Genomic DNA, 20,891 nt, shown 5'->3' on the forward strand with positions numbered 1-20,891 from the left:
AGATCGCCTCGCGTCACCCCGGATGTCTACCGTCCCGAGCCACTCCGGCGGAGCGATTTGACCCAACAGTGATCTGAACCTGGAACACGCCCTAGGCCGTGCCGACGCACTGCGCCGCCCCGGCACACGACCCTACGGTCGCCGGCGGCGCGACGGACCCGGCGGGCTCGTCCACGTCCAGGCGCAGCAGGTCCTCCTCGGTCTCCCGGCGCACCACGGTGCGGGCACGGCCATCGGACACGAAAACGACAGCGGGGCGCGGCAACTTGTTGTAGTTGGACGCCATGGCGTATCCGTATGCGCCCGTGACCGGCGTGGCCAGGAGATCACCCACCGCGACCTCGGCCGGCAGGGCGGCGTCGACGACGATCACATCGCCGCTCTCGCAGTGCTTGCCGACCAGCCGTGCCCGCAGGGGTCGCGGTGCGCGGGGGCGGCGCGGCAGGAACACCTCGTAGCGGCTGCCGTACAGGGCGGGGCGGAGATTGTCGCTCATGCCGCCGTCGACGCTGACGTATGTCCGCACGCCCTCGATGTGCTTGATCGTGCCCACCCGGTACAGAGTCAGCCCCGCACGGGCGGCGATGGACCGGCCGGGCTCCACTGTCACGTCGCCGCCCCAGCCCGCATCGCGCACCGCGGTGCGCACCCGGGCCGCCCAGTCGGCGAACGAGGGTACGGTCTGCCCCGCCTCGTACGCGACTCCGAGGCCGCCGCCGACGGTGAGCCTGTGCACCCGTGCCTCCGCGGCGAACCGTGCGACGGCCGCGGCTCCTGCCGCGAGCTCCGCCGTGTCCAGCACCTGGGAGCCCACATGCGCGTGGACGCCCTCCAGGATCATCGCCGGGGAGCCGACGGCCCGCCGCACCGCGGCTGCGGCGGTTCCGCCGACGAGGCCGAAGCCGAACTTCGAGTCGTTGCCACCGGTGCGGATCGCCTCGTGCGCCCCTGCGGCAACACCGGGCGCCACTCGCAACTGGACCCGGACGGGCGGCAGTTGTTTCTCGGCATGCAGGCGCTCGATGCGGTCCATCTCGTCGAAGCTGTCGACCACCACGTGCCGCAACCCGGCTGACATCGCCGTGCTCAGCTCCGCCTCGTCCTTGTTGTTGCCGTGCAGCACGATCCGCCCGGCCGGAACACCCGCGTGCAGCGCCACCCGCAGCTCGCCGCCGGAGGCGACATCGAGCAACAGCCCCTCCTCGTGGGCCAGTCGGGCCATGGCCGTGCACAGGAATGCCTTGGAGGCGTACGCGACGTTGCCCTGGCCGAAGGCGGCGACCACCTCCCGGCAGCGTCGGCGCAGGTGCTCCTCGTCGTACACGAAGAGCGGTGTTCCCAAACGCTGTGCCAGTTCGGTGAGCAGGACCCCTCCGACGGCCAGCCCTTCCGGGCGGATCTCGGAAGTGAAGGGCAGCAGACCCGTTTCGATGGCTGACGACATGGTTCCTCCCCGCAGGCCGGTTCTCCGCCATCCTGCGGCCTGCAGGAGGGGTCACGAAAGCGCATTCTTCTATGGCTGAGCCTCATGACTTTCGATGCTCAGGCCGCATCGGTGGCCGTGGGAAGAGCCCTGTACCGGGCCGGGGAACTTCCGTCACCAGGTTGTGATCAGTCCTCAGTCGATGACGAAGTCCGATCCGGTGATGCTGCCCGAACGGCCACTCGCCAGCAGAAGTACCAGATCGGCGCCCTCTTGCGGCCGGGTGAACCTCCCGGTCACCGCTTGGGCCGCGAACCCCTGGGCGACGTTGTCCGGTGCGGTGGCGCCGGCCGCCGCGACGGTGGCCGCGATGCCTCCCTCCCCCGGCCAGAGATCCGTGGCAACGCATCAGGGAGCAGCGGATGGAACCCCGAGGCGGGTCAGGGGGTATCGGTTCGCTTCGCGGTGACTGCCACGGTGGCGTAGTGCATCATGAAGCTGCCTCCTGCCGCGTCGATGGCGGCGCCAACGCCCGCCAGCACTTCCCTGAGCTTGGCCAGCGGGAGCCGGGTGAAGGCGCCCTGGGTGGGTAGCTGATCCAGCCACTCGTCCCTTGTGCAGGGCCATTCCCATCCCGATTTCCCCCACTGCTATCCCGATCCTGACCCAGTTCCGCCCTATTTCCGGTCCAACTCGCCTCATCCCTCAGGCACAGGCCCTGACTCACGCGGTCCCCCCGTCCGCACCCGTACCGTCCGCCACCGGTTCCGGCCGCCGCTCCGGCGGGCGCGGTCCGGAGTCCGGAACCGTAACTCCCGCGCCGCGGGATGATTCAGGAGACACGGAAGCGAGCAGGCGAGAACCATGGACTCCACTCCGCGAACCATCACCCCACCGTCCGCACGATCTTTCCGTCCGCGCGGGCGCGGACCGGCCGGGAGGAGGGGCGTGCTCCGCCGGTACGCCCTCGTCCCGGTGGCGGTCACGTCCCTCGCCGTGGGCGCCGCCGGCTGCAACCACGGCGGCTCCCCCTCGGCCGAGCCTGCGGGATCGAGCAGGTCGGCCACCGGCAGCACCGCCCCGGATGCGCCCATCGCGTCGGGCGAGCCCGCTCCCACCGGGACCGCTCCCCCGAGCGCCTCGGCTGCCATGTCCGCCCCGGCCACCGGCAGCGGTCCGGGGCGCTGCACGACCGAGGCGCTGGCCATGAGCCTGAGGCAGGGCGACGCGGGCGCGGGCCAGATCCACTACCGGCTCACGCTGGTGAACAACTCCTCGGACTCCTGCACCCTCACCGGCTTCCCCGGGGTCTCCCTGATCAGGCGCGACGGCAGCGTGATCGGAGAACCCGCCGACCGAGAGGGCGCCGCCGGCCAGGTCACCGTCATCGAGGCCGGCGACTCAGCCGAAGTCACCCTGCACACCCTCAACCGCGGAATCAAGGGCGCGGAGTGCTGGGACCGGCCCGATTATCTCCGGGTCTACCCGCCCGGCTCCCGGGAGGCCCTGACCCTGCGTACCACCCAACCCCTCATCTGCGGCGGCCTCTTCAGAACTACAGCGGTGGGCGGCTGACGGAAGGGCGACCGGCCGGGGTGGCGTCATCCGGACGCCTCCTCGGCGGCCGCCAGGAAGAACGACCCGTTCGAGGTGAAGCGGGCGACGGATTACCTAGCGGTGGTTTGTTGACAAACCACCGCTAGTGCTGCTCCGCAGAAGTTCGTGGAGGGGTGTTGATCAGGCTGGGTCACGGTCACTTCAGGAACATGGAAGATGAAGATGACTTCCACGATTACTTGAGGAGCAGCCGGACAAGTCGGTCGCCTGGTCGGGCGCCGCGTTTTGGGTGCCCGACCAGGTACTCTCTTGGTTACAGGTACGGGTGTGTGATCAGCTCAATCGCGTGACCGGCAGGGTCCTTGAAGTACACCCCTCGACCGCCGTGCTCGTTGTTGATCTCGTGGGGGCGTCGCATCTGCGGATCGGCCCAGTGCTCGATGCCGCGATCACACAGCCGCCGATACGTCCGATCGAACAGCTCGTCGTCGATCAGAAACGCGTAGTGCTGCATCTGGATCTCCACCGGCGGCTCGGCGAACTGAAGCAGCACGCCATCGTTGAGCTGGATGTTGGTGAACGGGCCCCATGACGGTGCTTCCGGAAGTTCTAGCAGCTCTCGGAAGAACCGAGCCGACTCGTTGCGATCCTTGGCGGCGATGATGGTGTGGTTGAACGTGACTGTCATTCGGCTGACCTCGATGGTGTTCGACACGAAGAACGGACTCGCATTGCACGAGCGTTGGGAGGTCCGCGTGCCGAACTGAGGGGGCGCCTTCTCCGCACCCGCCGTGCGATCAGCCCTCCACCGGATAGCCGATCTGTGTGTGGCGCAGTGCCGGTCCGGTGTTCACGTTGGGTGACCTTACTGAATCTGGGAGGCTGTGACAACAGAAGAGCGATCGGTTAATAGCTGATGTGTCCTCACCGTGTGCAAGATCCATGCTGCTCTGGGGAGTTCATGGAGGGGTGTTGATCAGGGCGTCGGTCGCCGAGGTGGAGGCCGCACGCGCAGTCGAGCGACTCTTCGAGTGAGCCGAAGGACAGCCCGGTGGGCAGGACGTTGTCCTCGTACTTGTCTCGGCTGGCGAGGTAGAGCGCGAAGCCCCAGGTGTGCAGGACGCCGGTGAAGCGCAGGCGGCACAGGCGAAGTACTTCCGCCTCGTCGAGCAACTCGCTGACGGGTGACCACCCATGAGGGACCAGCCCTTCATCCAGCTCGGCGAGCCACCGGACCGGACCACCCGCAAGTCGGCCGCCTGAATTCGCGAGCGCGCGCAGATCCCCGCCTCGCCGGCACGAGACTCCAAGTCCGTCCGGGACGCTCGACAGTGACGCCCAGCCTCCTACCAGAGCACTCCGGCGGGGCTGCGTCGTCTCACGCTTTCTCATACGGACCTCACCGACTGCGCGGACACCCCCGGTCCACGAGGCCCAACCTGGCACAATGCTCCCGCCCTGGATCGACCGGAAGCCCCTGGACAGTCGCTATGACCTGTCCAGGGGCTAATCGGGGACGATAGGGCCGAACTGCCCATAACGACGCGGCCAGCCGGGTGTTGAACCGTTCAATTGGCTCGCCGTTACGGTCCTGCACTCGCGGAAAGCCTCAGTACTGCCCACGACTCGCGTCGGTCGCCGTCCACCTCGCCGAAGCCGATGAGGCGTTTCGGTGCACCAGGTGGCGGCTCATTACTCGTCCTCGGTGGTCCCGACCGGGCCGGCGGTCCGTACCGGAAAGAGCGCGGACCAGCGAGCTTCCTCCTCACGCTGTTCCTGACCCCGTCGCAGCCACGCCTGGACAGTCAGGAACCCCACGGCGGCTGTGCACGTGACCGCCACCAGCGCAACCGTGCTCGGATCGACGGGCATGAGCAGCAGAAGCATCGTGAGGGTCGCCGATCCCCACCCGGTCAGCACAGCGGCCGCGGCCGGCCGCCGGGAGCGCGGCCGGTCCTGGCCCGCCCGCAGGTCGATATAGGCAGGCAGATACCAGACGTTGCCGGATGCGAGGAGCACGACGACACCGACCGCCAGAACACCATGGGACATCGGGCAGCTCTCTCCTGAGGGCGGGGCTTGCGGGGGGAAAATGGAAGGGTCAGTGCGGTACAGCGAATTCGAGTTCGAGTGCGGCGATCTCCGGATGGTGCAGATCGAAGGCCGGGGACTCGCTGCGAATACGGGGCAGCGAAGCGAAGTTGTGCCGGGGCGGAGGACAGGACGTGGCCCATTCCAGGGAGCGGCCATAACCCCAGGGGTCGTCGACGGTGAGCTTCCTGCCGTAGTGGCTGGTCTTCCAGATGTTGTAGAAGAAGGGCAGGAACGACAGGCCGAGGAGGAATGAGCCGATGGTGGAAAGGGTGTTGAGAGCGGTGAAACCGTCAGCGGCGAGATAGTCCGCGTACCGGCGCGGCATTCCCTCGACTCCGAGCCAGTGCTGCACGAGGAACGTGAGGTGGAAGCCGACCGTCAGCACCCAGAACGTGATCTTGCCCAGGCGCTCGTCGAGCATCTTGCCGGTGAACTTCGGCCACCAGAAATGGAATCCGGCGAACATCGCGTACACGACCGTGCCGAAGAGCGTGTAGTGGAAGTGGGCGACAACGAAGTACGAGTCGGAGACATGGAAGTCCAGTGGTGGCGAGGCCAGAATGACTCCGGTCAGTCCGCCGAAGACGAAGGTGATCAGAAATCCGGTGGTCCACAGCATCGGCGTCTCGAAGGACAGCGAGCCCTTCCACATCGTGCCGATCCAGTTGAAGAACTTCACTCCCGTCGGTACGGCGATCAGGAAGGTCATGAAGGCGAAGAAGGGCAGCAGTACGCCACCGGTGACATACATGTGGTGGGCCCAGACGGTGACGGACAGTCCGGCGATGGCTATCGTCGCGGCGACGAGACCGATATAGCCGAACATCGGCTTCCGGGAGAATACCGGAATGATCTCGGAAACGATACCGAAGAACGGCAGAGCCAGTACATAGACCTCGGGGTGGCCGAAGAACCAGAAGAGGTGCTGCCACAGAAGCGCGCCTCCGTTGGCGGGATCGAAGATGTGTGAGCCGAACTTCCGGTCCATCTCCAAAGCGAAGAGCGCTGCGGCCAGGACCGGGAAGACCAGGAGGATGAGTACAGCGGTCAGCAGTACATTCCAGGTGAAGATCGACATCCGGAACATGGTCATTCCTGGGGCACGCATGCAAATGATGGTAGTGATGAAGTTCACCGCTCCGAGAATGGAACCGAAACCGGAAAGTGCCACGCCCATGATCCACATGTCGGCGCCGACGCCCGGTGAATGCGTGGCGTCGGACAACGGGGCATAGGCGAACCATCCGAAGTCGGCGGCTCCCTGAGGAGTGAGGAACCCCGCGGCAGCGATCAGTGAACCGAAGAGGAACAACCAGTACGCCAGCATGTTCAGCCGCGGAAACGCAACATCGGGTGCGCCTATCTGAAGCGGCATGAGCCAATTGGCGAATCCTGTGAACAGCGGCATCGCGAACAGCAGCAACATCACCGACCCATGCATGGTGAATGCCTGATTGAACTGCTCGTTGGAAACGATCTGCGTCCCGGGACGGGCGAGTTCGGCGCGCATCACGAGTGCCATCGCGCCGCCGATCAGGAAGAAGACGAACGCGGTGACGAGATAGAGCGTGCCGATCTGCTTGTGGTCGGTCGTCGTCAGCCACGAGACGACGATCCGCCCGCGGGACGAAGAGCCCAGCCGATCGGTGCCGGGTTGCATCGCCGGCTCTTTCGTGTCGGTCCGGGGGGCCCGGCGATCGTTCCTGGTGGAGTGGGCGTCGGCGATGACGGCTCCGGGGTCGGGGGGCATGGGCCCCTGTGAGGGGGCGGCCTGACTGCCCTGCGATTCCATTGCGTCCACCGGACCGTGTCCTCCAGCTCTTGCGGTTCTTCGAGCGCTCCCCAGCCGCACGGGGCGGAGGGGAGCGGTCGGAAAGGTCCGGTGGATCACGAGGGGACGGACCGGACCTTCCCGACCGCACCATGCTGGCCGTGCCCCTCGGCGCCTTCCAGGGACCGACAGGTACCTTCCACAGGGCCGATCGGCCCTGCTGTCGACCCATCAGGCGGCCGACCGGCCTCACCCGAGCCGTTCCCGGAGGCGGCAGTGCACCGCCGGGCCCTCGGCCCCGTGGCTGTCGTAGGCCGACCGTCCGTGGACCGGTCCCAGCCCTTCGGTGATCCGGTGAGCGCTTTCCCGGCATACGGCACACGGTCCCAGAGAGCGGCGCCCCGATGACAGAGACAGCACCTACCGCGCCCGACTCCCCCTTCGGAGTCCCTTCTCCCGGCTCCGCCTCCCCCGCCCTCGTTCGGCAACCTCTACCTCACCGAGAAGCGGGGCGGGGTGAGCTTCGACGCCGACGACGAGGCGGTGCTGACCACCTTGTCGATCGCGGCCGGGGTCGCCATCGACAACGCCCGCATGTACGACGAGAGCCGTCGCCGGGAGCGGCGTCTGGAGGCACTGGGCGAGATCACTCGCACCCTGTTCTCGGGGACGGACGCCGACGAGGTGCTGCATCTGATCGCCGAGCGGGCGATGGAGATGGCGGGGGCCGACCGGGCAGCGGTCGGTCGTCGCCGAGGCGTACGTCCAGCACGGCGACCTGCGGGCCGGTACGCGGGCCAGCGTCTCCCGGGCGTTGGACGCCTCGCCGACGACCTCGATGCCGTCCTCGGCTTCCAGCAGATCGCGTACGCCGCGCCGTACGACCTCGTGGTCGTCGAGGATGAAAACGCGTACGGGGGCCGCGGACTGCGACGGGGTCGTGCTCAGGGGGACTTCTCGGACTCGTTCACATCATGCTCGATCGCTTCGGGGAGAGGACCGGAACCATTATGTGCCCGTCCGCGGGCCTGTTCCCGTCGGGGAGCCACGGCATGGCAAACGGCGTTTGAACAGGGCCGAAAGGCCCTGTGGCCGGGGCCGGTCAGCGGACTGGACCCGGTGCCATACTGGCGCCGCCGAGATCGTCCGGGCGCCACGGACATCTCCCTTTCCCGGCCACCCCACTGCGCTGCACCGAGGAGTCACCGGCCCATGAACACCCCGAGCGAGGACTACCACGCACTGCTCGCACGGCATGAGGCGATGCGGCTGCGACAACGCATCCTGGCCCCGTCCGGCAGCCGTCCCCAACCGTGGAGCGCCAAGGCCCCGTCGGCGTACGACGGAACGGCCGACCAGCTGCTGATCAGCAACTCCCTCCTGCTGGTGAGCCCGCTGGAGGAGCTGATCGCCGAGCTGTACCGGCTTCTGTTCGAGCGGCATCCGTATCTACGGTCGTTGTTCCCCGAGTCGATGGCGTTCCAACAGGTCCATCTCGTAGGAATCTTCCGCTATCTGATCGGCAATCTGCACCGTACGGACGAGATGATCGGCGTCTTCGGGCAGTTGGGGCGCGACCATCGAAAGCTCGGTGTGCGCCCCGCGCATTTCGAGGCCTTCGAGGCAGCGCTGATCGAGGCGCTGCACGCGCGGGCGGGCGCCCGGTGGACCAGTGCGCTGGAGTACGCCTGGCTGCGGATGCTGCGGCTGGCCGTTTCGGCGATGGTCAGGGGCGCCGACGAGGCGATCGCCGAACCGCCCAGCTGGGACGCGACAGTGACCTCGCACGAACTCCGCAGGCCCCACCTCGCGGTGCTGCGGGTACGGCCCCATCAGCCCTACGCCTTCGAGGCCGGGCAGTACGCGTCCTTGGAGTCGCCGCTGCTGGAACAGGCATGGCGTCCCTACTATCTGGCCCGCGCGCCGCATCCGGACGGTGAGCTGGAGTTCCATGTACGGGCCCGGGGCGCCGGCGGGGTGAGCGATGCGCTGGTGCACGGTACGCGGGAGGGCGGAGCCATCCGTCTCAGCGCACCGCGCGGCGCGCTGACGCTGCCCGATCACATTCCGCCCGCAGACATTCTGCTGATCGCCTCCGGTACGGGCTGGGCTCCGATGAAGGCGCTGCTCCAGCGGATCGACGCCGACCGGTCACGTGCGCACCGGGTACGGCTGCTGCTGGGTCTCGCCGCGCCGGAGGAGAGGGCGGCCGAAGAGATGTACGACGCGGCGTATCTGGAGGAGTTCCGGCGAGGACGCCCGTGGCTGACCGTCATTGCGGCTGATGAGACGGATGCTCGCTTTGCGGGTGCCGGGCTGCGCGCCTTGAACGGAATGCTGTCCCCGCATCCTGGGGCCGCCGCCCGGCAGCACGCCCTCCTGGCCCTGGCCCCCGAGGCCTCCACGACCGGGCCGGCGCGGGCCGTCTCCGCGCGGCTGGTCGCCGCCGGAGTGCCGGCCGCGCACATCCGTCACGAGACCACCGGCATCGTCGCGGTCACAGAAACGTCTGCCAGTACGACCAGAACCGGGTTGCTATCAGCATGACGATGACCAGGCACCAGGTCACCGGCACAACGAGGGGGAACTCCAGCACCGCCGCGACCAGGGCGCGTGGGGCGGGCAGGACGCCATGGCGCAGATTGTGCACCGTGGTGTGCCAGAACATGAAGACGGTGGCCACCCACACGAGCACGCACCACAGGCAGAGGGCGCCTATGTCGTACAACGCCTGCGTCATCAGCCACATGCAGAAGCCGACGCCGAACAGCGTGCCGAGGTTCAGCCCCAACCAGTACCAGCGCCGATAGCGTGCGCCTGCAAGCAGGCCCGCGCCAGTCCCCATCACCACCCCGAAGGCGACCAGCCCGATGAGCGGGTTGGGAAAGCCGAACACCGACGCCTGCTCGCTGCGCATCACATTCGTACAGGACACCACGGGGCTCAGCGAGCAGGCGGGCACGAAGCCAGGACCGGCGAGCAGTTCGAACTTGTCGACCGTGATGACGAACGAACCGAGCAGCCCGAGTGCGGCGGTGATCACCAACAGCCACCCGAATCCCCGCCTCGCCCCGGCGCACTCCCGGTCGTAGCCCGTCGCGGACGCATTGGCGCAGACCCGGTCGTCGGCCTCGGGTCCTCCCGCCACCCGCCCCGCCCCACGTTCCAACAGCTTCATGTCCACCCCCGTACGGAACCGTCCGGCCAGACGACCTCCACCCGGATTCCTCGCGCACGCGCGAAGGCAACCAGATGTGCGGTGGCGTCCCGACCGTCCGACGGCGATCCGTCCCACACGGCGAGCACGGTCCGGCACGTCTCCACCAGACGTTCATCGGCGCTGACACACGCGTTGCGGTCGGCCGGATCGAAAGCCAGCAGCCGTACCTGTTCGGCCAGGACCAGCAGTTCGCCTGCGGCCGACCGGTCCCGCTCGGGCAGCACGGCGGGAACTGCGCCCTGGGCCGGCAGCAGCACTGTCAGCTTCCGCCCGGCCTCCCGGGCGGTCCGCCCGAACACCAGCGGCAGCCCCGCCCCGGCCCGCACCAAGGCGGCCGCACCTTCTGCCAAGCGGTCCAGCCGCGCTCTCAGTTCAGCTTCCACCAGTTCCAGGGTTCTGTTGCTGAGGTCTCTGTGCCCGACGACTGCGATCACTACGTTTCCCTCCTGCGCGTACCCGCACCGTTCGAACGCTCCCGCACGCCACGCCACACCACGGCCCGGCCCGGGGGCCGATACCGGACCGGCCCGCAGCATGCGATGTACCGCAGTGAACCCATCGGAGGTCCGACGCCGCTAGGGCCTTTCGGCCCTGGCATGGGGGCGGCGCCACACGATGTACTCGTGCGGCAGGTGAGCAGACCGGAGACGAGGCAGCCCCCATGAGCCACTCATGCCATCAGTCGCCCCAGCCGTCCGTGCGTACGGCTGTGACCACACGATCGGAGGCGGCACCGCTTTCGGGTTCGGCGGCCACCGGGCGTGCCGCACGGTCGAGTTGGCAGGTACCCAGGCACTGAGCCTGCTCGGCAGGGTGTCGCTCGGGCGGGTCTTCTTCACCCAGCGCACGCTGCCTGCCGTCCGACCGGTGAACCATCTGCTGAACCACGGTCAGGTCGTCATCCTGACCCCCATCAGGACTCGGATCTGTTCGCCCAGCCCCGCGACCATGGCGACTGGGAGTCGTGGTCGCCCACCAGGCCGACGACATCGATCCGCTGACCCATCTGGGCTGGAGTGTCGTCGCCACGGGGTAATGCCGCCCGGTCGCCGATCCGGACGCGCTGAAGCGCTACCAGCGGATACTCCGCCCCTGGTCGGGCCCGGTGATGAACTGCGCGGTACGCATCCGTCCACATCTGGTCACCGGAATCCGGCCGGCCGTCTGACACAGTACTTACGACCTGCCCCGCGTGCCGGAGCACCGCCTCGCCACCCCGGGCGAGCAGACTCCGCACTTCGGGAACCGGTGTCGTCCACCACCCACACCTGCGGAAGCACCACCACCACCGCCCGGCAGGCCAGCCAGCCCCGCACAAAGGTTCTGACATGCCATTGGCTGGAGCAATGGCCAGCCCGAAGCGTGGCAGCGCAGCAGGATGGACGTCTTGACCATCTCATGTGCCAGGAGTCCCGCGTGTACAGGCTGTGTGAGTGGAGCCGCCAGGAGCGCCGTCCGCGTGCAGGCCACACGGTAGCTCCGTCCTCCGACCGGGCAGCGTCCGTGCTCGCGCCGCTCATTCCGCGACGGAGTGAGCAGTGAGGCGGCCGGACCGCCCCGGGGCGGCGAGCGACTCGGCAGCGCGGCCTGGCGGTGGGGGCCCGCAAGTGCCGGCCGCGCCCGCATGGATGCGCTGGCTGCCCGCCTTCTACATCGCAGGCATCCTGGTGCTCGAACCCATTACGCCCGTGCAGTGGCCAGTGAGCTTCCTGCTCATCGCCCTCCCCGTGGTCGCCGCCTTCGCCCACGGCCCCGCTGCCGTAGCTGCCATCACCGTGTTCGCGATCGTCTTCGAAGGGGTCCTGGCCGGAACCCCGTGCTGCGCGGGCCGCCCGGTGGAATACGTGTGGGAGCGCCACTACGTGGCTGCCTACCTGTGTACCGCTCTGGTCGGCGTCCTTGGAACAATCCTGGCTGCCCACCGCGTGCGCCGGGAACGCACCCTCGCCACCGTACGTTTCGTGGCCGAGATCGCGCAGCGTGTCCTGCTCAGCCCGGTCCCTCACCGCATCGGCCCCATTCTGGTGGAAGCCCTCTACCTGTCCGCCGCCGCGGAAGCACGCATCGGCGGTGACCTGTATGAGGCCGTCCCCACCACGTACGGACTCCGCCTTGTCATCGGCGACGTCCGCGGCAAGGGACTCCTTGCCGTGGAGACGGCCGCCACCCTCCTCGGCGCCTTTCGCGAGGCCGCCCACGACGAAGCCGACCTCACTGCCGTTGCCCGCCGGGTGGAGACCAGCATGAACCGCAGGGCCGCCCGCCTGGCCGGAAGCGACATGGGCGAGCGCTTCGTCACTGCCGTCTTCGCGGAGATCCCCCGCCGCCACGTAGTCCGCATCGTCAACTGCGGCCACCCCCCGCCCCTCCTCATCCGCCCCGACGGAGTCACTGAACTGGAGGCGGCCGACCCCGCACCGCCCCTCAACCTCGGCATGCTCCTCACGCAGGCCTACCGCGTCGACGAGTACCCCTTCCGCCCCGGCGACCAGTTGCTGCTCTACACCGACGGCGTCACCGAGGCCCGTGACTCCACCGGGGCCTTCTACCCCCTCCGCGAACGTGTCCTCTCCTGGGGCCACCTCCAGCCGCGGGAACTCCTCGACCGTCTCCACCACGACCTCCTCATCTACAGCAACAACCAACTCCACGACGACACCGCGGCCCTCGCCGTCTACCACCAGAGCGACTAAAGAAGGTTGTCCCCAACTGGCGGTCCTGTTGGGGCGTTCGGTGGTCATGGGTGGGGGCATCTCGGCGGATGATCCGAAGTGGATCGAGCCGTTCTCCGGGTTGGGTGAGTCGCAGTTCGAGAAGCTGGTGGCGCTGGTGAGCCGTCATGGCGGTGATGCCCGGCGTGGCCGTCCATGGCGTCTGTTTCTGGCCGACCGGGTGTTGCTGATGGCCACTTGCCGGCGCACGAACCTCACGTTGCGGCAGTTCGCGCCGCTGTCCGGCATCTCGAAGTCGGCGGCCGACCGGATCCTTGACCACCTGGCGCCGCTGCCGGCGATCTCGCCGGTCCTCCGGCCGCGCAAGGACACCGTCCATATCGTGGACGGCACGCTGGTTCCCCTCCCGAGTCGACGACGTTCCTGTCGCCGACGAAGAGGCTCGGAACCAGAACCGCTCAACATCGTGTGCCAGGTGCCGGACAAGTCCCAGACAGCTCCACCCGACGGCAACTCTGGCTTGCGCAGCGCAGCGCCACGCGCGATCGACGCCGGACTCGGCAAACGCCCGGCAGTCGTTGCGAAGGCCGGGCAGCGGATGCCCGATCACCACCGGGCGTAAGCCGGCGGATCACGAGCGCGGAGCCGCTTGAAGGTTGCGTTTCGTGGACGTGTTGGTGGTGGGATCCCGTGCTGCTGAGCAGGGGACTATCCATCCTGAGCGTCCAGGAGATGTACCTGCTCCTACCTGCCGTGGCCGGACCAACCCGGATATGGCCTCGTCGACCAGCCGGGGCCGAGCTTGAGCGCGAAGTTCGTCACCCTGCGGCCGTCCGGCCAGGTTCTGCTGGAGAATCAGGGGCGGAACCGTGGTGAGCGGGAAGGCGGCCCCAAGAGTCAGGCGATCCGGATCCATGATCTCTACGACGAGTTCAACCGCCGTGAGCGCGGTCTGGTCTGGACGCGCAACGAGTTCATGCTGCCACGATCGGCCTCGGTCTCCCGCGGCAGCGTCACCTCAGGGACAGCCAGTGAGCAGTACGCGGTGGCCGTGGGACTGTCGGCTGGTCGAGGCGCCCCGGCGGTCTCACTGCCAGGCACCGGAGCCTCTCACGACGACAACCGGACAGTGCGCGTGGCGGAGGAGGGACTGGCTGACCGATCCGAGGAGCAGGCCGGTGAATCCGCCGCGACCGCGTGCGCCGACAATAAGCAGTCCGGCGCTCCTGCTCGCCTCGACGAGTGCCTCGCGGACGCCGCCCCGTACGACGGTGTGGACGAACGACACGTCCGGGTACCTCCCCCTTCGGCCGGCAACGGCTTCGGCGAGCAGACGCTCCTCGGCGTCCGCGAGCATGCCCGGCTCCGAGGCACAGGGCGCTGACGGATCCTGAGGCGGTGGAGCCTGCGCGCTCCAGGGCGTCCACGCGTGGAGGGCTACAAGGCCTGTTCCGGAAAGGGCGGCTTCCGCGAAGGCGAACCCGACCGCCGCATCACCGGCCGGTGAGCCATCGACCCCGAGCAGGATCGGGCGGGTGGCATCGGGACTGCCTCGCACCACCATGACCGGGCTGCGACCATGTGCGGCCAGATGTACCGCCGTCGACCCCAGCAGCAGCCCCCGAAACCCCCCGATCCCCGGCTGCCGACCACGACCAGCGCTGCATTGCGCGACTGAGCCTCCAGCACCGCCAGCGGCTCACCCGTCACCACCGCGTTGCTGATCTCCACCTCAGGGACGATGGAACGTGCACGCTCCACCGCCTCGGCCACCAGCCGTCCGACCATGTTCCGCAGCCCGCCCCCGGCCGGCCCCAGCGGCGACGAGCCGGGCGGAACATGCATGGCCGGCGTCCCTGACAACCTCGATCATCAGGTTGAGCACACGTCGGTTCAGGCCGGTGACCGCGCTGCTGAGCGTGTGGATTCGTGACCGAAATGAGAGGCTGCGGAGTTCTTCCGTCGAACGACGGGTGATACTCAAAGCGCCTGTCATCGCACCAACGTGCACAGCAGCAGCTTTCGCCGTTGTTCGGGCTGCCCAAGCCGGCCACAGACCCCACCAACGCCCATCTCGGGCCGATAATTACAATTCGAGGAACCGTTCCCTCGAGCCATGTCTCATTTTTCACTTCGCCGGATCCAGTGGGCCCGGCGCTGACGACGCGCAACTGAATTTGATTGAACCTCGCCGGATTCCTGGGCTTCCGTAGTGGGAAGGCCCGTCGAGACGCCAAGGTTGTCTACAGCGTAATCCGTCGTTGCAATGCTGTCGACGAGCTGGTCTTCGGTGAAATTCTCCGAACCGGGAACATGTGGAACAAAGCCGACGAGAACGCCTTCGCTGACGATCTCCGCATCAAGACCGGCAGCCCCGTCAAGGTCCCACAGAGCTTCAAGATCTTCGTCGAGCACGACCCTGATACCGAACTCGTAAACACCCGCCTCGACCACATGCGCCATGACTCCGCGAGCGCGAAGTCTCGACACCATCCGATCTGCACGATCTGATTCCATACGCGTACACCTCGTCACTCCGTTCGACAGGCGCCTTTGCCGACTACGTCAAGCACACGCCGGGGACTCGGCGAGAACGACAGGTTGCCCTCCCCGTTCAACGCTACTCCGAAACAAATCCATCCGCCCATCAGCTAAACGCGACGAATCTCGTCGGCACAACATCGTTCGACGCTTTTGAAGCAGCACTGCACGATTGGCTCGCAATCGATGAAGAAGTCTCGACAGGAGCCCTCATTCGGAGCGCGTAGACCCAGCCGCGGTCACGCAACAATTAAATTCTCTCCCGAATTCATCGAACAGTTCCACCATTATCGATCACCGACTCTCTCATTATTACGCTGCAGAGTTGAATGTCTCCACGCCCGACCGCGCCCGGGGCCCGGGCCGGGGGAATATCGCCGCGCTCAGCTGGGGTTTCACCATTTTCAGCGCGCGGAACGGTCACCTACGGGACAACCCTCAGCCCATCGGTGTCCGTCGGACGGCCTGGCTCCGTTCAGGGAAACCGGGGTGAGTAGGTGATGCGCTTGAGGTGGTACCACCGGGCAACGCATTTGGCCGGCCACGGCTTCTGACCGTGCCGGCCGAATGGTTCGCCCAGTCCACTGACCGAGACCGGTGTGTAGGGCAGCACCTGGTCGCCGTGTGCCGCGTGGGTGCGCAGCCACCGGTCCTGGCGGTCCCAGTGCTGGGCCCGTACCTCCATCTTCCGCTCCAGGTGGGCCAGAGGGACGGCAAGTCCGACGCAGGCCATGACGCCGACCGCTGCCCCGGCCGCCATCGCGAGGCCGGGCAACCACTGCCGTGTGCGCAGGACGCGGCCCAGAATGGCACCGACGGTGACCAGGAGAATGACGTAGAGCAGCAGATAGTCGTTCCAGGTTCGTGAGGCGGTGGCCACGCTCGCACCGAATGCCGGATGGGCGACGACCGTGCAGAGATATCCGGAGAGCAGGAACGCGACTACCCCGACCACGACCGGAATGAGAGGCCGACGCCATAGGAGCCCCTGCGTCTGCGGGCCGTCTCCGCGCACCAGCAGTCCCAGGAGGAGGCCGGCCGCGAAGGCCCCGGCGTACTGCCACGTCGAAAGGACCGTCCCCAGGATGTCCATGAACGCGCGCAGACATGTCATGAGCGTGTCCGGGCTGAACATTGACGTGGCGTCGGCGTCGAACCGCTGGCGCCGGGTGCGCGCGCCGGGCGACGTGTAGAGGATGACGGTTCCGATCGCGGTCCCGGCGAAGGCGACCGCGCACCACGAGCGGGCCAGAGTCCGGCCGGGGCCCGGCAAGGCCCAGTAACTCGTCAGCAGTGCAAGGGCGAGGACGACGAACACCACGACCGCCGTCTCCTCCGACAGTGTGCCGATGAAGACTCCTGCCACGAGCGCGGTGCCGAAGGCGAAGACGCGGCCCATCCGGGTGCGCGCGCGCAGCAGCGGGATGACGGAGCCTGCGGCCAGAACTGGCGCGAGGGTGTGCGAGACCGAGGAGGCCGGCCAGTAGAACGTCTTGTAGGTGTTCTGCGTGGCGAAAAGGAAGACGACTGTCATCATCGCCGCCACCAGCGGAGGGACCGCGCGGGGCGCCCGCATCCTGGTACTGCGGAGCGCTGAGGCGGTCACTGCCCAGAGAATGCCCAGGATGAGAATGCCGGTGATCAGTGCGAACCACCTGTGGCCCGGGACTCCGAAGGCGGCGTAGGCGACGACGAGCAGCGCGTTGGCGACACGTCCGTTGTCCTGGAAGTAGAACTTGTCGATCAGGCCGGATGCGCCCTCGTCCCGGACTACCGGGAGGAAGCACCAGTCGTCCGCTCCCGGGCGGACCAGGAGGCCGATCCAGACCGCCGCGCTCAGCAGGCCGAGTGGCAGCAGTACGAGAACGGTGGTCCAGACGGTCGTCCACCGTGACGCGAGCCACTTGTTGCTCCACGTACCCGATCCGTCTTCCGGGTGGGAGAGGTCAGGGGCCTTCGATTGCTCCGCGGTCATGTGTTCTGATGCCCTTCATGAGGAAGGCGCCGTTCGGGTCCGGCCGGGGCGGGTTCCCGATCAGCGGGCCCGTTGCTGGGAGAGGGCGGCGCCGGAGTTGATGGCCCACCGGGCGAGCAGGAACGAGAGCGGGGTGGCAAGGAGCCCTGCCGCCACGGCGGCGACGTTCTTGTCCATGCCCAGGGCATTTACACCGGCAAAGAGCAGAACGCCGGTGAGTACGAGGTTGACGAGGCTCGAGACGGGATACCGGAAGAATCCGTGCCACGTCGGTTTCGTACGACAGGTGATGTACGTATTGAGGAGGAACGACCCCACGATACTGACCGCGAAACCGATGACGTGGGCGATCAGATAGGGGATCCATCGGTTCAGGGAGGCGTACACCGCCAGATAGACCGCTGTATTGACGATTCCGATCGACGCGAAGACGAAGAACTGACGCACGGTGCGCCCCTTGGACGATCCGATCGCAGAGGCTCCCGCATCCGTCGTTGACGGCCTTTCGGGCAGATGGCGGTCCGCAATGGTGCGGCGCTCCTGCCGCACGCTTACCTCCGTCTCGCGCACCACGTAGAGCGGCCGGTGCTTCGTTTCGAAGTAGATGCGCCCGACGTATTCACCGATGATGCCGAGCGTGGCCAGCTGGACCCCACCGAGTGCCACGACAGCGGTCAGCAGGGTGGCGAATCCGGGAACGCTCACACCGTGCAGGGCAACGCCGACGACGATCCATAGCGCGTACGCCAACGCTGCGGAGAAGAGCGTGAGACCGATGTAGACAGCCAGACGCAACGGTCGGCTGTTGAAGGAGATCAGTCCGTCGATGCCGTAGTTGAGCAGGCGCCTTCCGCCCCACTTCGAGGTACCGGCGGCGCGGCTGACGTTGTGGTAGGTGAAGCTGACGGTGTCGAAACCGATCCAGGAGAAGATTCCCTTGGAGAACCGGTTGGCTTCGGGCAGGGCGAGAACCGCTTCGACGGCAGGTCGGGACAGCAGCCGGAAGTCTCCCTCTCCGTCGGTGATGTCGACATCCATGCAATGCCCCATCGCACGGTAGTAGGCCGTGCTGACGACGCTGCGCAGCACGCCGTCCCCCGAACGGTCCCGACGCGCGACGACCTGGTCGTAGCCGTGCTGCCGCAGCTCCAGTATCCGGGGAACGAGTGAGGGCGGATGCTGAAGGTCGGCGTCCATGAGAATCACGGCGTCACCCCGGGACATACGCATTCCCGCAAGCATCGCGGCCTCCTTGCCGAAATTCCGGCTGAAAGAGGTGTAGCGAACCCGCGGATCCGCGGCAGCGAGAGAGCGCAGTAGCTCCCTGGTCGCGTCCCGGCTGCCGTCGTCGACGTAACAGACCTCAAAGCTGCGTCGAGTCGTTTCGAGGACGACAACCAGTGTTTGATGAAATCTCTCGATCACCTCGTCCTCATTGAAACAGGGAACTACGATCGAAACCTGGCACTCTGTCATTCGGATCCCTGGCAGGTGTGGTCACGGCATCTCGGAGCATGCGTCTGTGTCCTCTTGACGCGTCTCGACCCGAGGCATCGTCAAACGAATTGTGCAGGCCTCATAGTTCACCGCGATGCCTTCCGGCCGAATCACACCACGGGATGGCACCGAATGGGTGAAGCATCCGTCTCGTCCGCGCCCGAACGGTCCTGGGTGATGCGCCGGACCGATCGACTCCTGATTCCCCTCTGCTGCGTTGCAGTGTTCTTCGAACAAAGAGTTGTGCAGATGCGGCTCTGATCAACGGCACGTGCGCTCATGTTCTGCTGAAGTGTCTGTCACTTGGCCATCTTCTGGGGGGGTTCGGGCCCGTCCGGCCCTGGTTTCCCTGATCGCCGTCGGTGAACAGCCGTGCCCGGCCGGACAGCGAGGGGGTGCGTAGGCCGCGGGGACCGGCGTTTCCCACCGGGTTCGGCGCCCCGGGGGCCGAGACACGCCGGAGCGAACTGGTCCCGACTGCGTCAGCCTGAGGGCGGACCCGCACCCGAGGGCCGCGGCGCGGTGTCGGACCCGAACGAAAGGAATACCGGTCGTGGAACGTCCCCCAGATGAATCCGTTCAGGAGCGACGGAGGGGCGGTGTTCCGGACCGCGGGACAGCTCGGTGGTGGCCATCTCCGTGGGTCGGTTCGCTCGCGATCCTCCCCATCGCCCTGCTGGCGGCCGCGGCCTGGTTCGGCCGTTGGGTGCGCCCCTCCGGTGATGACTGGTGCTTTCTGCCCGTCGTGCGTGACGGGGGTCTGTCCGCGATCGTGGGGAAGTTCTACTACCTGGACAACGGGCGCGTCATGAACGCCGTGCTGGTCTGGTGCTATGCGCGGTTCGGTGTCGCCGGGCATCAATGGTTCGGACTGATCAGCGGTGTGCTGATGCTCGGGCTCCTCTGGGCCGTTGTCGCCGGCGCTCTGCCCAGGGCAGGGATGACGGTGCCACGGGGGGTCCCCCTCCTGCTGGCATCGATGGTGACGGCGATGTTCCTGTTCGGGTCCCCCAACACCTACAAGACGTTCTACTGGCCGGCCGCGTCAGTCTCGCACACCCTGCCCCCCGTGTTCGCCTGCGCTGCGACCATTCCCCTCCTGCGCGCCACATCACGACGGGGCAGAGGTTTCGCCCTGCTCACGGTCTTCGTGGCGGGGGTCCTGATGGGCACGCTGTCGGAGGAGACCTGTGTCGTCGGTGTGGTTGTACTGAGCTGCTTGCTGCTGATCAGCGGCCGGGTCTTCCCGAAGAAGCGACGTACCTTCTTCCGCAGCTGGTGCGCCGCCGGGATCACTGGCATCGTCATCGGAAGCCTGATCCTCCTCAATTCTCCGGGCTCACGGCATCGGCGTGAACGTCACGATGCCGTGTCGACACTCACTCCCGAATCGCTCCTCGCTTCGCTGCGCGGCTTCGCGCACAACGCAGCAGTCCTTCTCACGACATGGCAGTACCTGGGCGCCCTCGTGGCAGGCTTTCTCCTGAGTCTGCTGATCCGGCAGCACGAAGGCCGTCTTCCCCGGATGAGATGGGGGACGCTGCTCGCTCGGACCGGTGTCTGCGCCCTCCTCGTCTCCGGCTATCTGTGCACGGTCATCACCTACCCGGTCTTCGGGCCGAGCGTCATGACGTCCACACGACTCTGGAACGACTACCTGCTGCTCTATATCCTGCTGCTTGTCCTCGTGGGCACACTCCTCGGCCGCGCGTGGAGAGAGAGTGGGCGCCCCACCGGGCCGCCGAAGGCCGCCGCCGCAACCGTGCACGCCCTCGTCTGCCTGGCGCTTGCGGTCTCGCTCGTGCATCTCGACGCCGACATGGCGGTACGTGCTCGGAAATGGGACCACCAGGATCACTGGTTGCGCAGCCAGTCCGCGGCCGGCGCGAAGGTACTCCCCTACACACGGCTGCCCATCAGCAAAATGACCGAACCGTTCGGTGACGACGGGCGCAATCCGTGGCCCGCGTCATGCGTGGCCCACTACTACCATCTGAAACGCGTGGTCCTGGCGACAGGATTCCCCTGAGCACCGGCCCGTGCAGACTCAGCCCGGATCCACCGGCTTGATGCCTGTGGATAGCTTCTCCGAAAACGAGGAAGTGCCCTGTGACCTGCGATGATGGGAGTTCTTCACGCTT

At 67.1% G+C, this 20,891-nt stretch carries 15 protein-coding genes and 5 pseudogenes; 5 read left to right on the forward strand and 15 right to left on the reverse strand.

The window, feature by feature from the left end:
• Positions 1–91: 91 nt before the first annotated feature.
• Positions 92–1,444, reverse strand: a complete 1,353-nt coding sequence (lysA, locus tag AB0I23_RS39015) for a diaminopimelate decarboxylase (RefSeq protein WP_359117532.1) — start codon at positions 1,442–1,444, stop codon at positions 92–94.
• A gap of 174 nt (positions 1,445–1,618) precedes the next feature.
• Positions 1,619–1,795, reverse strand: a complete 177-nt coding sequence (locus AB0I23_RS39020) for an SDR family oxidoreductase (protein WP_359117566.1) — start codon at positions 1,793–1,795, stop codon at positions 1,619–1,621.
• Positions 1,796–2,371: 576 nt separating this feature from the next.
• Between AB0I23_RS39020 and AB0I23_RS39030 the strand changes: the two genes are divergently transcribed.
• Positions 2,372–2,998 (forward strand): DUF4232 domain-containing protein, encoded by a 627-nt coding sequence (locus AB0I23_RS39030; protein ID WP_359117535.1) that lies wholly within the window; start codon positions 2,372–2,374, stop codon positions 2,996–2,998.
• Positions 2,999–3,293: 295 nt separating this feature from the next.
• On the opposite strand, the gene AB0I23_RS39035 is transcribed toward AB0I23_RS39030, so the two are convergent.
• The 5 genes and pseudogenes from AB0I23_RS39035 to AB0I23_RS39055 all read right to left on the reverse strand — a co-directional run.
• Positions 3,294–3,668, reverse strand: a complete 375-nt coding sequence (locus tag AB0I23_RS39035; protein WP_359117572.1) for a VOC family protein — start codon at positions 3,666–3,668, stop codon at positions 3,294–3,296.
• A 1,004-nt stretch (positions 3,669–4,672) separates the two neighbouring features.
• A complete protein-coding gene (locus AB0I23_RS39040; protein ID WP_359117538.1) occupies positions 4,673–5,032 on the reverse strand; it encodes a hypothetical protein in 360 nt (119 codons plus the stop codon).
• Between the two features lie 49 nt (positions 5,033–5,081).
• Positions 5,082–6,734, reverse strand: coding sequence for an aa3-type cytochrome oxidase subunit I (ctaD, locus tag AB0I23_RS39045; RefSeq protein ID WP_359117541.1), 1,653 nt, complete (start codon positions 6,732–6,734; stop codon positions 5,082–5,084).
• Between the two features lie 602 nt (positions 6,735–7,336).
• Positions 7,337–7,495, reverse strand: a complete 159-nt coding sequence (locus AB0I23_RS39050) for a hypothetical protein (RefSeq protein ID WP_359117544.1) — start codon at positions 7,493–7,495, stop codon at positions 7,337–7,339.
• 95 nt (positions 7,496–7,590) lie between these two features.
• Positions 7,591–7,793, reverse strand: a pseudogene (locus AB0I23_RS39055) (response regulator transcription factor); the annotation flags it as partial.
• A gap of 315 nt (positions 7,794–8,108) precedes the next feature.
• Between AB0I23_RS39055 and AB0I23_RS39060 the strand changes: the two are divergent.
• Positions 8,109–9,392, forward strand: a complete 1,284-nt coding sequence (locus AB0I23_RS39060) for a globin domain-containing protein (protein ID WP_359117575.1) — start codon at positions 8,109–8,111, stop codon at positions 9,390–9,392.
• On the opposite strand, the gene AB0I23_RS39065 is transcribed toward AB0I23_RS39060, so the two are convergent.
• Positions 9,343–10,023, reverse strand: coding sequence for a vitamin K epoxide reductase family protein (locus AB0I23_RS39065; RefSeq protein ID WP_359117547.1), 681 nt, complete (start codon positions 10,021–10,023; stop codon positions 9,343–9,345). The genes AB0I23_RS39060 and AB0I23_RS39065 overlap by 50 nt on opposite strands.
• The gene (locus AB0I23_RS39070; RefSeq protein ID WP_359117550.1) at positions 10,020–10,499 is read right to left on the reverse strand and encodes a hypothetical protein; all 480 of its coding nucleotides are present in this window, start codon (positions 10,497–10,499) and stop codon (positions 10,020–10,022) included. Before AB0I23_RS39070 ends, AB0I23_RS39065 begins: the two co-directional genes overlap by 4 nt.
• Before the next feature lie 1,173 nt (positions 10,500–11,672).
• Here AB0I23_RS39070 and AB0I23_RS39080 point away from each other — a divergent pair.
• Both AB0I23_RS39080 and AB0I23_RS39085 read left to right on the forward strand, forming a co-directional pair.
• Positions 11,673–12,758 (forward strand): PP2C family protein-serine/threonine phosphatase, encoded by a 1,086-nt coding sequence (locus AB0I23_RS39080; RefSeq protein ID WP_359117552.1) that lies wholly within the window; start codon positions 11,673–11,675, stop codon positions 12,756–12,758.
• A gap of 46 nt (positions 12,759–12,804) precedes the next feature.
• A pseudogene (locus tag AB0I23_RS39085) lies at positions 12,805–13,140 on the forward strand (IS5/IS1182 family transposase); the annotation flags it as partial.
• A gap of 36 nt (positions 13,141–13,176) precedes the next feature.
• On the opposite strand, the pseudogene AB0I23_RS41895 reads toward AB0I23_RS39085, so the two are convergent.
• The 6 genes and pseudogenes from AB0I23_RS41895 to AB0I23_RS39110 all read right to left on the reverse strand — a co-directional run.
• Positions 13,177–13,265: pseudogene (locus AB0I23_RS41895) on the reverse strand (mycothiol transferase); the annotation flags it as partial.
• Positions 13,264–13,350, reverse strand: a pseudogene (locus AB0I23_RS39090) (IS5/IS1182 family transposase); the annotation flags it as partial. The pseudogenes AB0I23_RS39090 and AB0I23_RS41895, both read right to left, overlap by 2 nt.
• Before the next feature lie 474 nt (positions 13,351–13,824).
• Positions 13,825–14,588 (reverse strand): annotated as a pseudogene (locus tag AB0I23_RS39095) (universal stress protein); the annotation flags it as partial.
• 270 nt (positions 14,589–14,858) lie between these two features.
• Positions 14,859–15,200 carry a hypothetical protein gene (locus AB0I23_RS39100; protein WP_359117555.1) on the reverse strand — a complete coding sequence of 114 codons (342 nt, stop codon included), beginning with the start codon at positions 15,198–15,200 and terminating at the stop codon, positions 14,859–14,861.
• Positions 15,201–15,753: 553 nt separating this feature from the next.
• Positions 15,754–17,253, reverse strand: coding sequence for a DUF6056 family protein (locus AB0I23_RS39105; RefSeq protein ID WP_359117558.1), 1,500 nt, complete (start codon positions 17,251–17,253; stop codon positions 15,754–15,756).
• A 60-nt stretch (positions 17,254–17,313) separates the two neighbouring features.
• Positions 17,314–18,729: a glycosyltransferase gene (locus AB0I23_RS39110; protein WP_359117561.1), complete on the reverse strand. Its 1,416-nt coding sequence runs from the start codon at positions 18,727–18,729 to the stop codon at positions 17,314–17,316.
• 574 nt (positions 18,730–19,303) lie between these two features.
• Between AB0I23_RS39110 and AB0I23_RS39115 the strand changes: the two genes are divergently transcribed.
• On the forward strand, positions 19,304–20,779 hold the full coding sequence (locus AB0I23_RS39115) for a DUF6056 family protein (RefSeq protein WP_359117563.1): 1,476 nt from the start codon (positions 19,304–19,306) through the stop codon (positions 20,777–20,779).
• Positions 20,780–20,891: the final 112 nt, after the last annotated feature.

It is taken from the genome of Streptomyces atratus, from assembly GCF_040655115.1.
In the GTDB taxonomy this organism is placed as follows: Bacteria; Actinomycetota; Actinomycetes; order Streptomycetales; family Streptomycetaceae; genus Streptomyces; species Streptomyces atratus_D.

Excerpts from the sequence above, each read along its gene's own strand:
- lysA (WP_359117532.1), bottom strand. The coding sequence starts at position 1,444 with ATGTCGTCAGCCATCGAAACGGGTCTGCTGCCCTTCACTTCCGAGATC.
- AB0I23_RS39035 (WP_359117572.1), bottom strand. The coding sequence starts at position 3,668 with ATGACAGTCACGTTCAACCACACCATCATCGCCGCCAAGGATCGCAAC.
- AB0I23_RS39040 (WP_359117538.1), bottom strand. The coding sequence starts at position 5,032 with ATGTCCCATGGTGTTCTGGCGGTCGGTGTCGTCGTGCTCCTCGCATCC.
- ctaD (WP_359117541.1), bottom strand. The coding sequence starts at position 6,734 with ATGCAACCCGGCACCGATCGGCTGGGCTCTTCGTCCCGCGGGCGGATC.
- AB0I23_RS39060 (WP_359117575.1), top strand. The coding sequence starts at position 8,109 with ATGCGGCTGCGACAACGCATCCTGGCCCCGTCCGGCAGCCGTCCCCAA.
- AB0I23_RS39065 (WP_359117547.1), bottom strand. The coding sequence starts at position 10,023 with ATGAAGCTGTTGGAACGTGGGGCGGGGCGGGTGGCGGGAGGACCCGAG.
- AB0I23_RS39100 (WP_359117555.1), bottom strand. The coding sequence starts at position 15,200 with ATGGCGCATGTGGTCGAGGCGGGTGTTTACGAGTTCGGTATCAGGGTC.
- AB0I23_RS39105 (WP_359117558.1), bottom strand. The coding sequence starts at position 17,253 with ATGACCGCGGAGCAATCGAAGGCCCCTGACCTCTCCCACCCGGAAGAC.
- AB0I23_RS39110 (WP_359117561.1), bottom strand. The coding sequence starts at position 18,729 with ATGACAGAGTGCCAGGTTTCGATCGTAGTTCCCTGTTTCAATGAGGAC.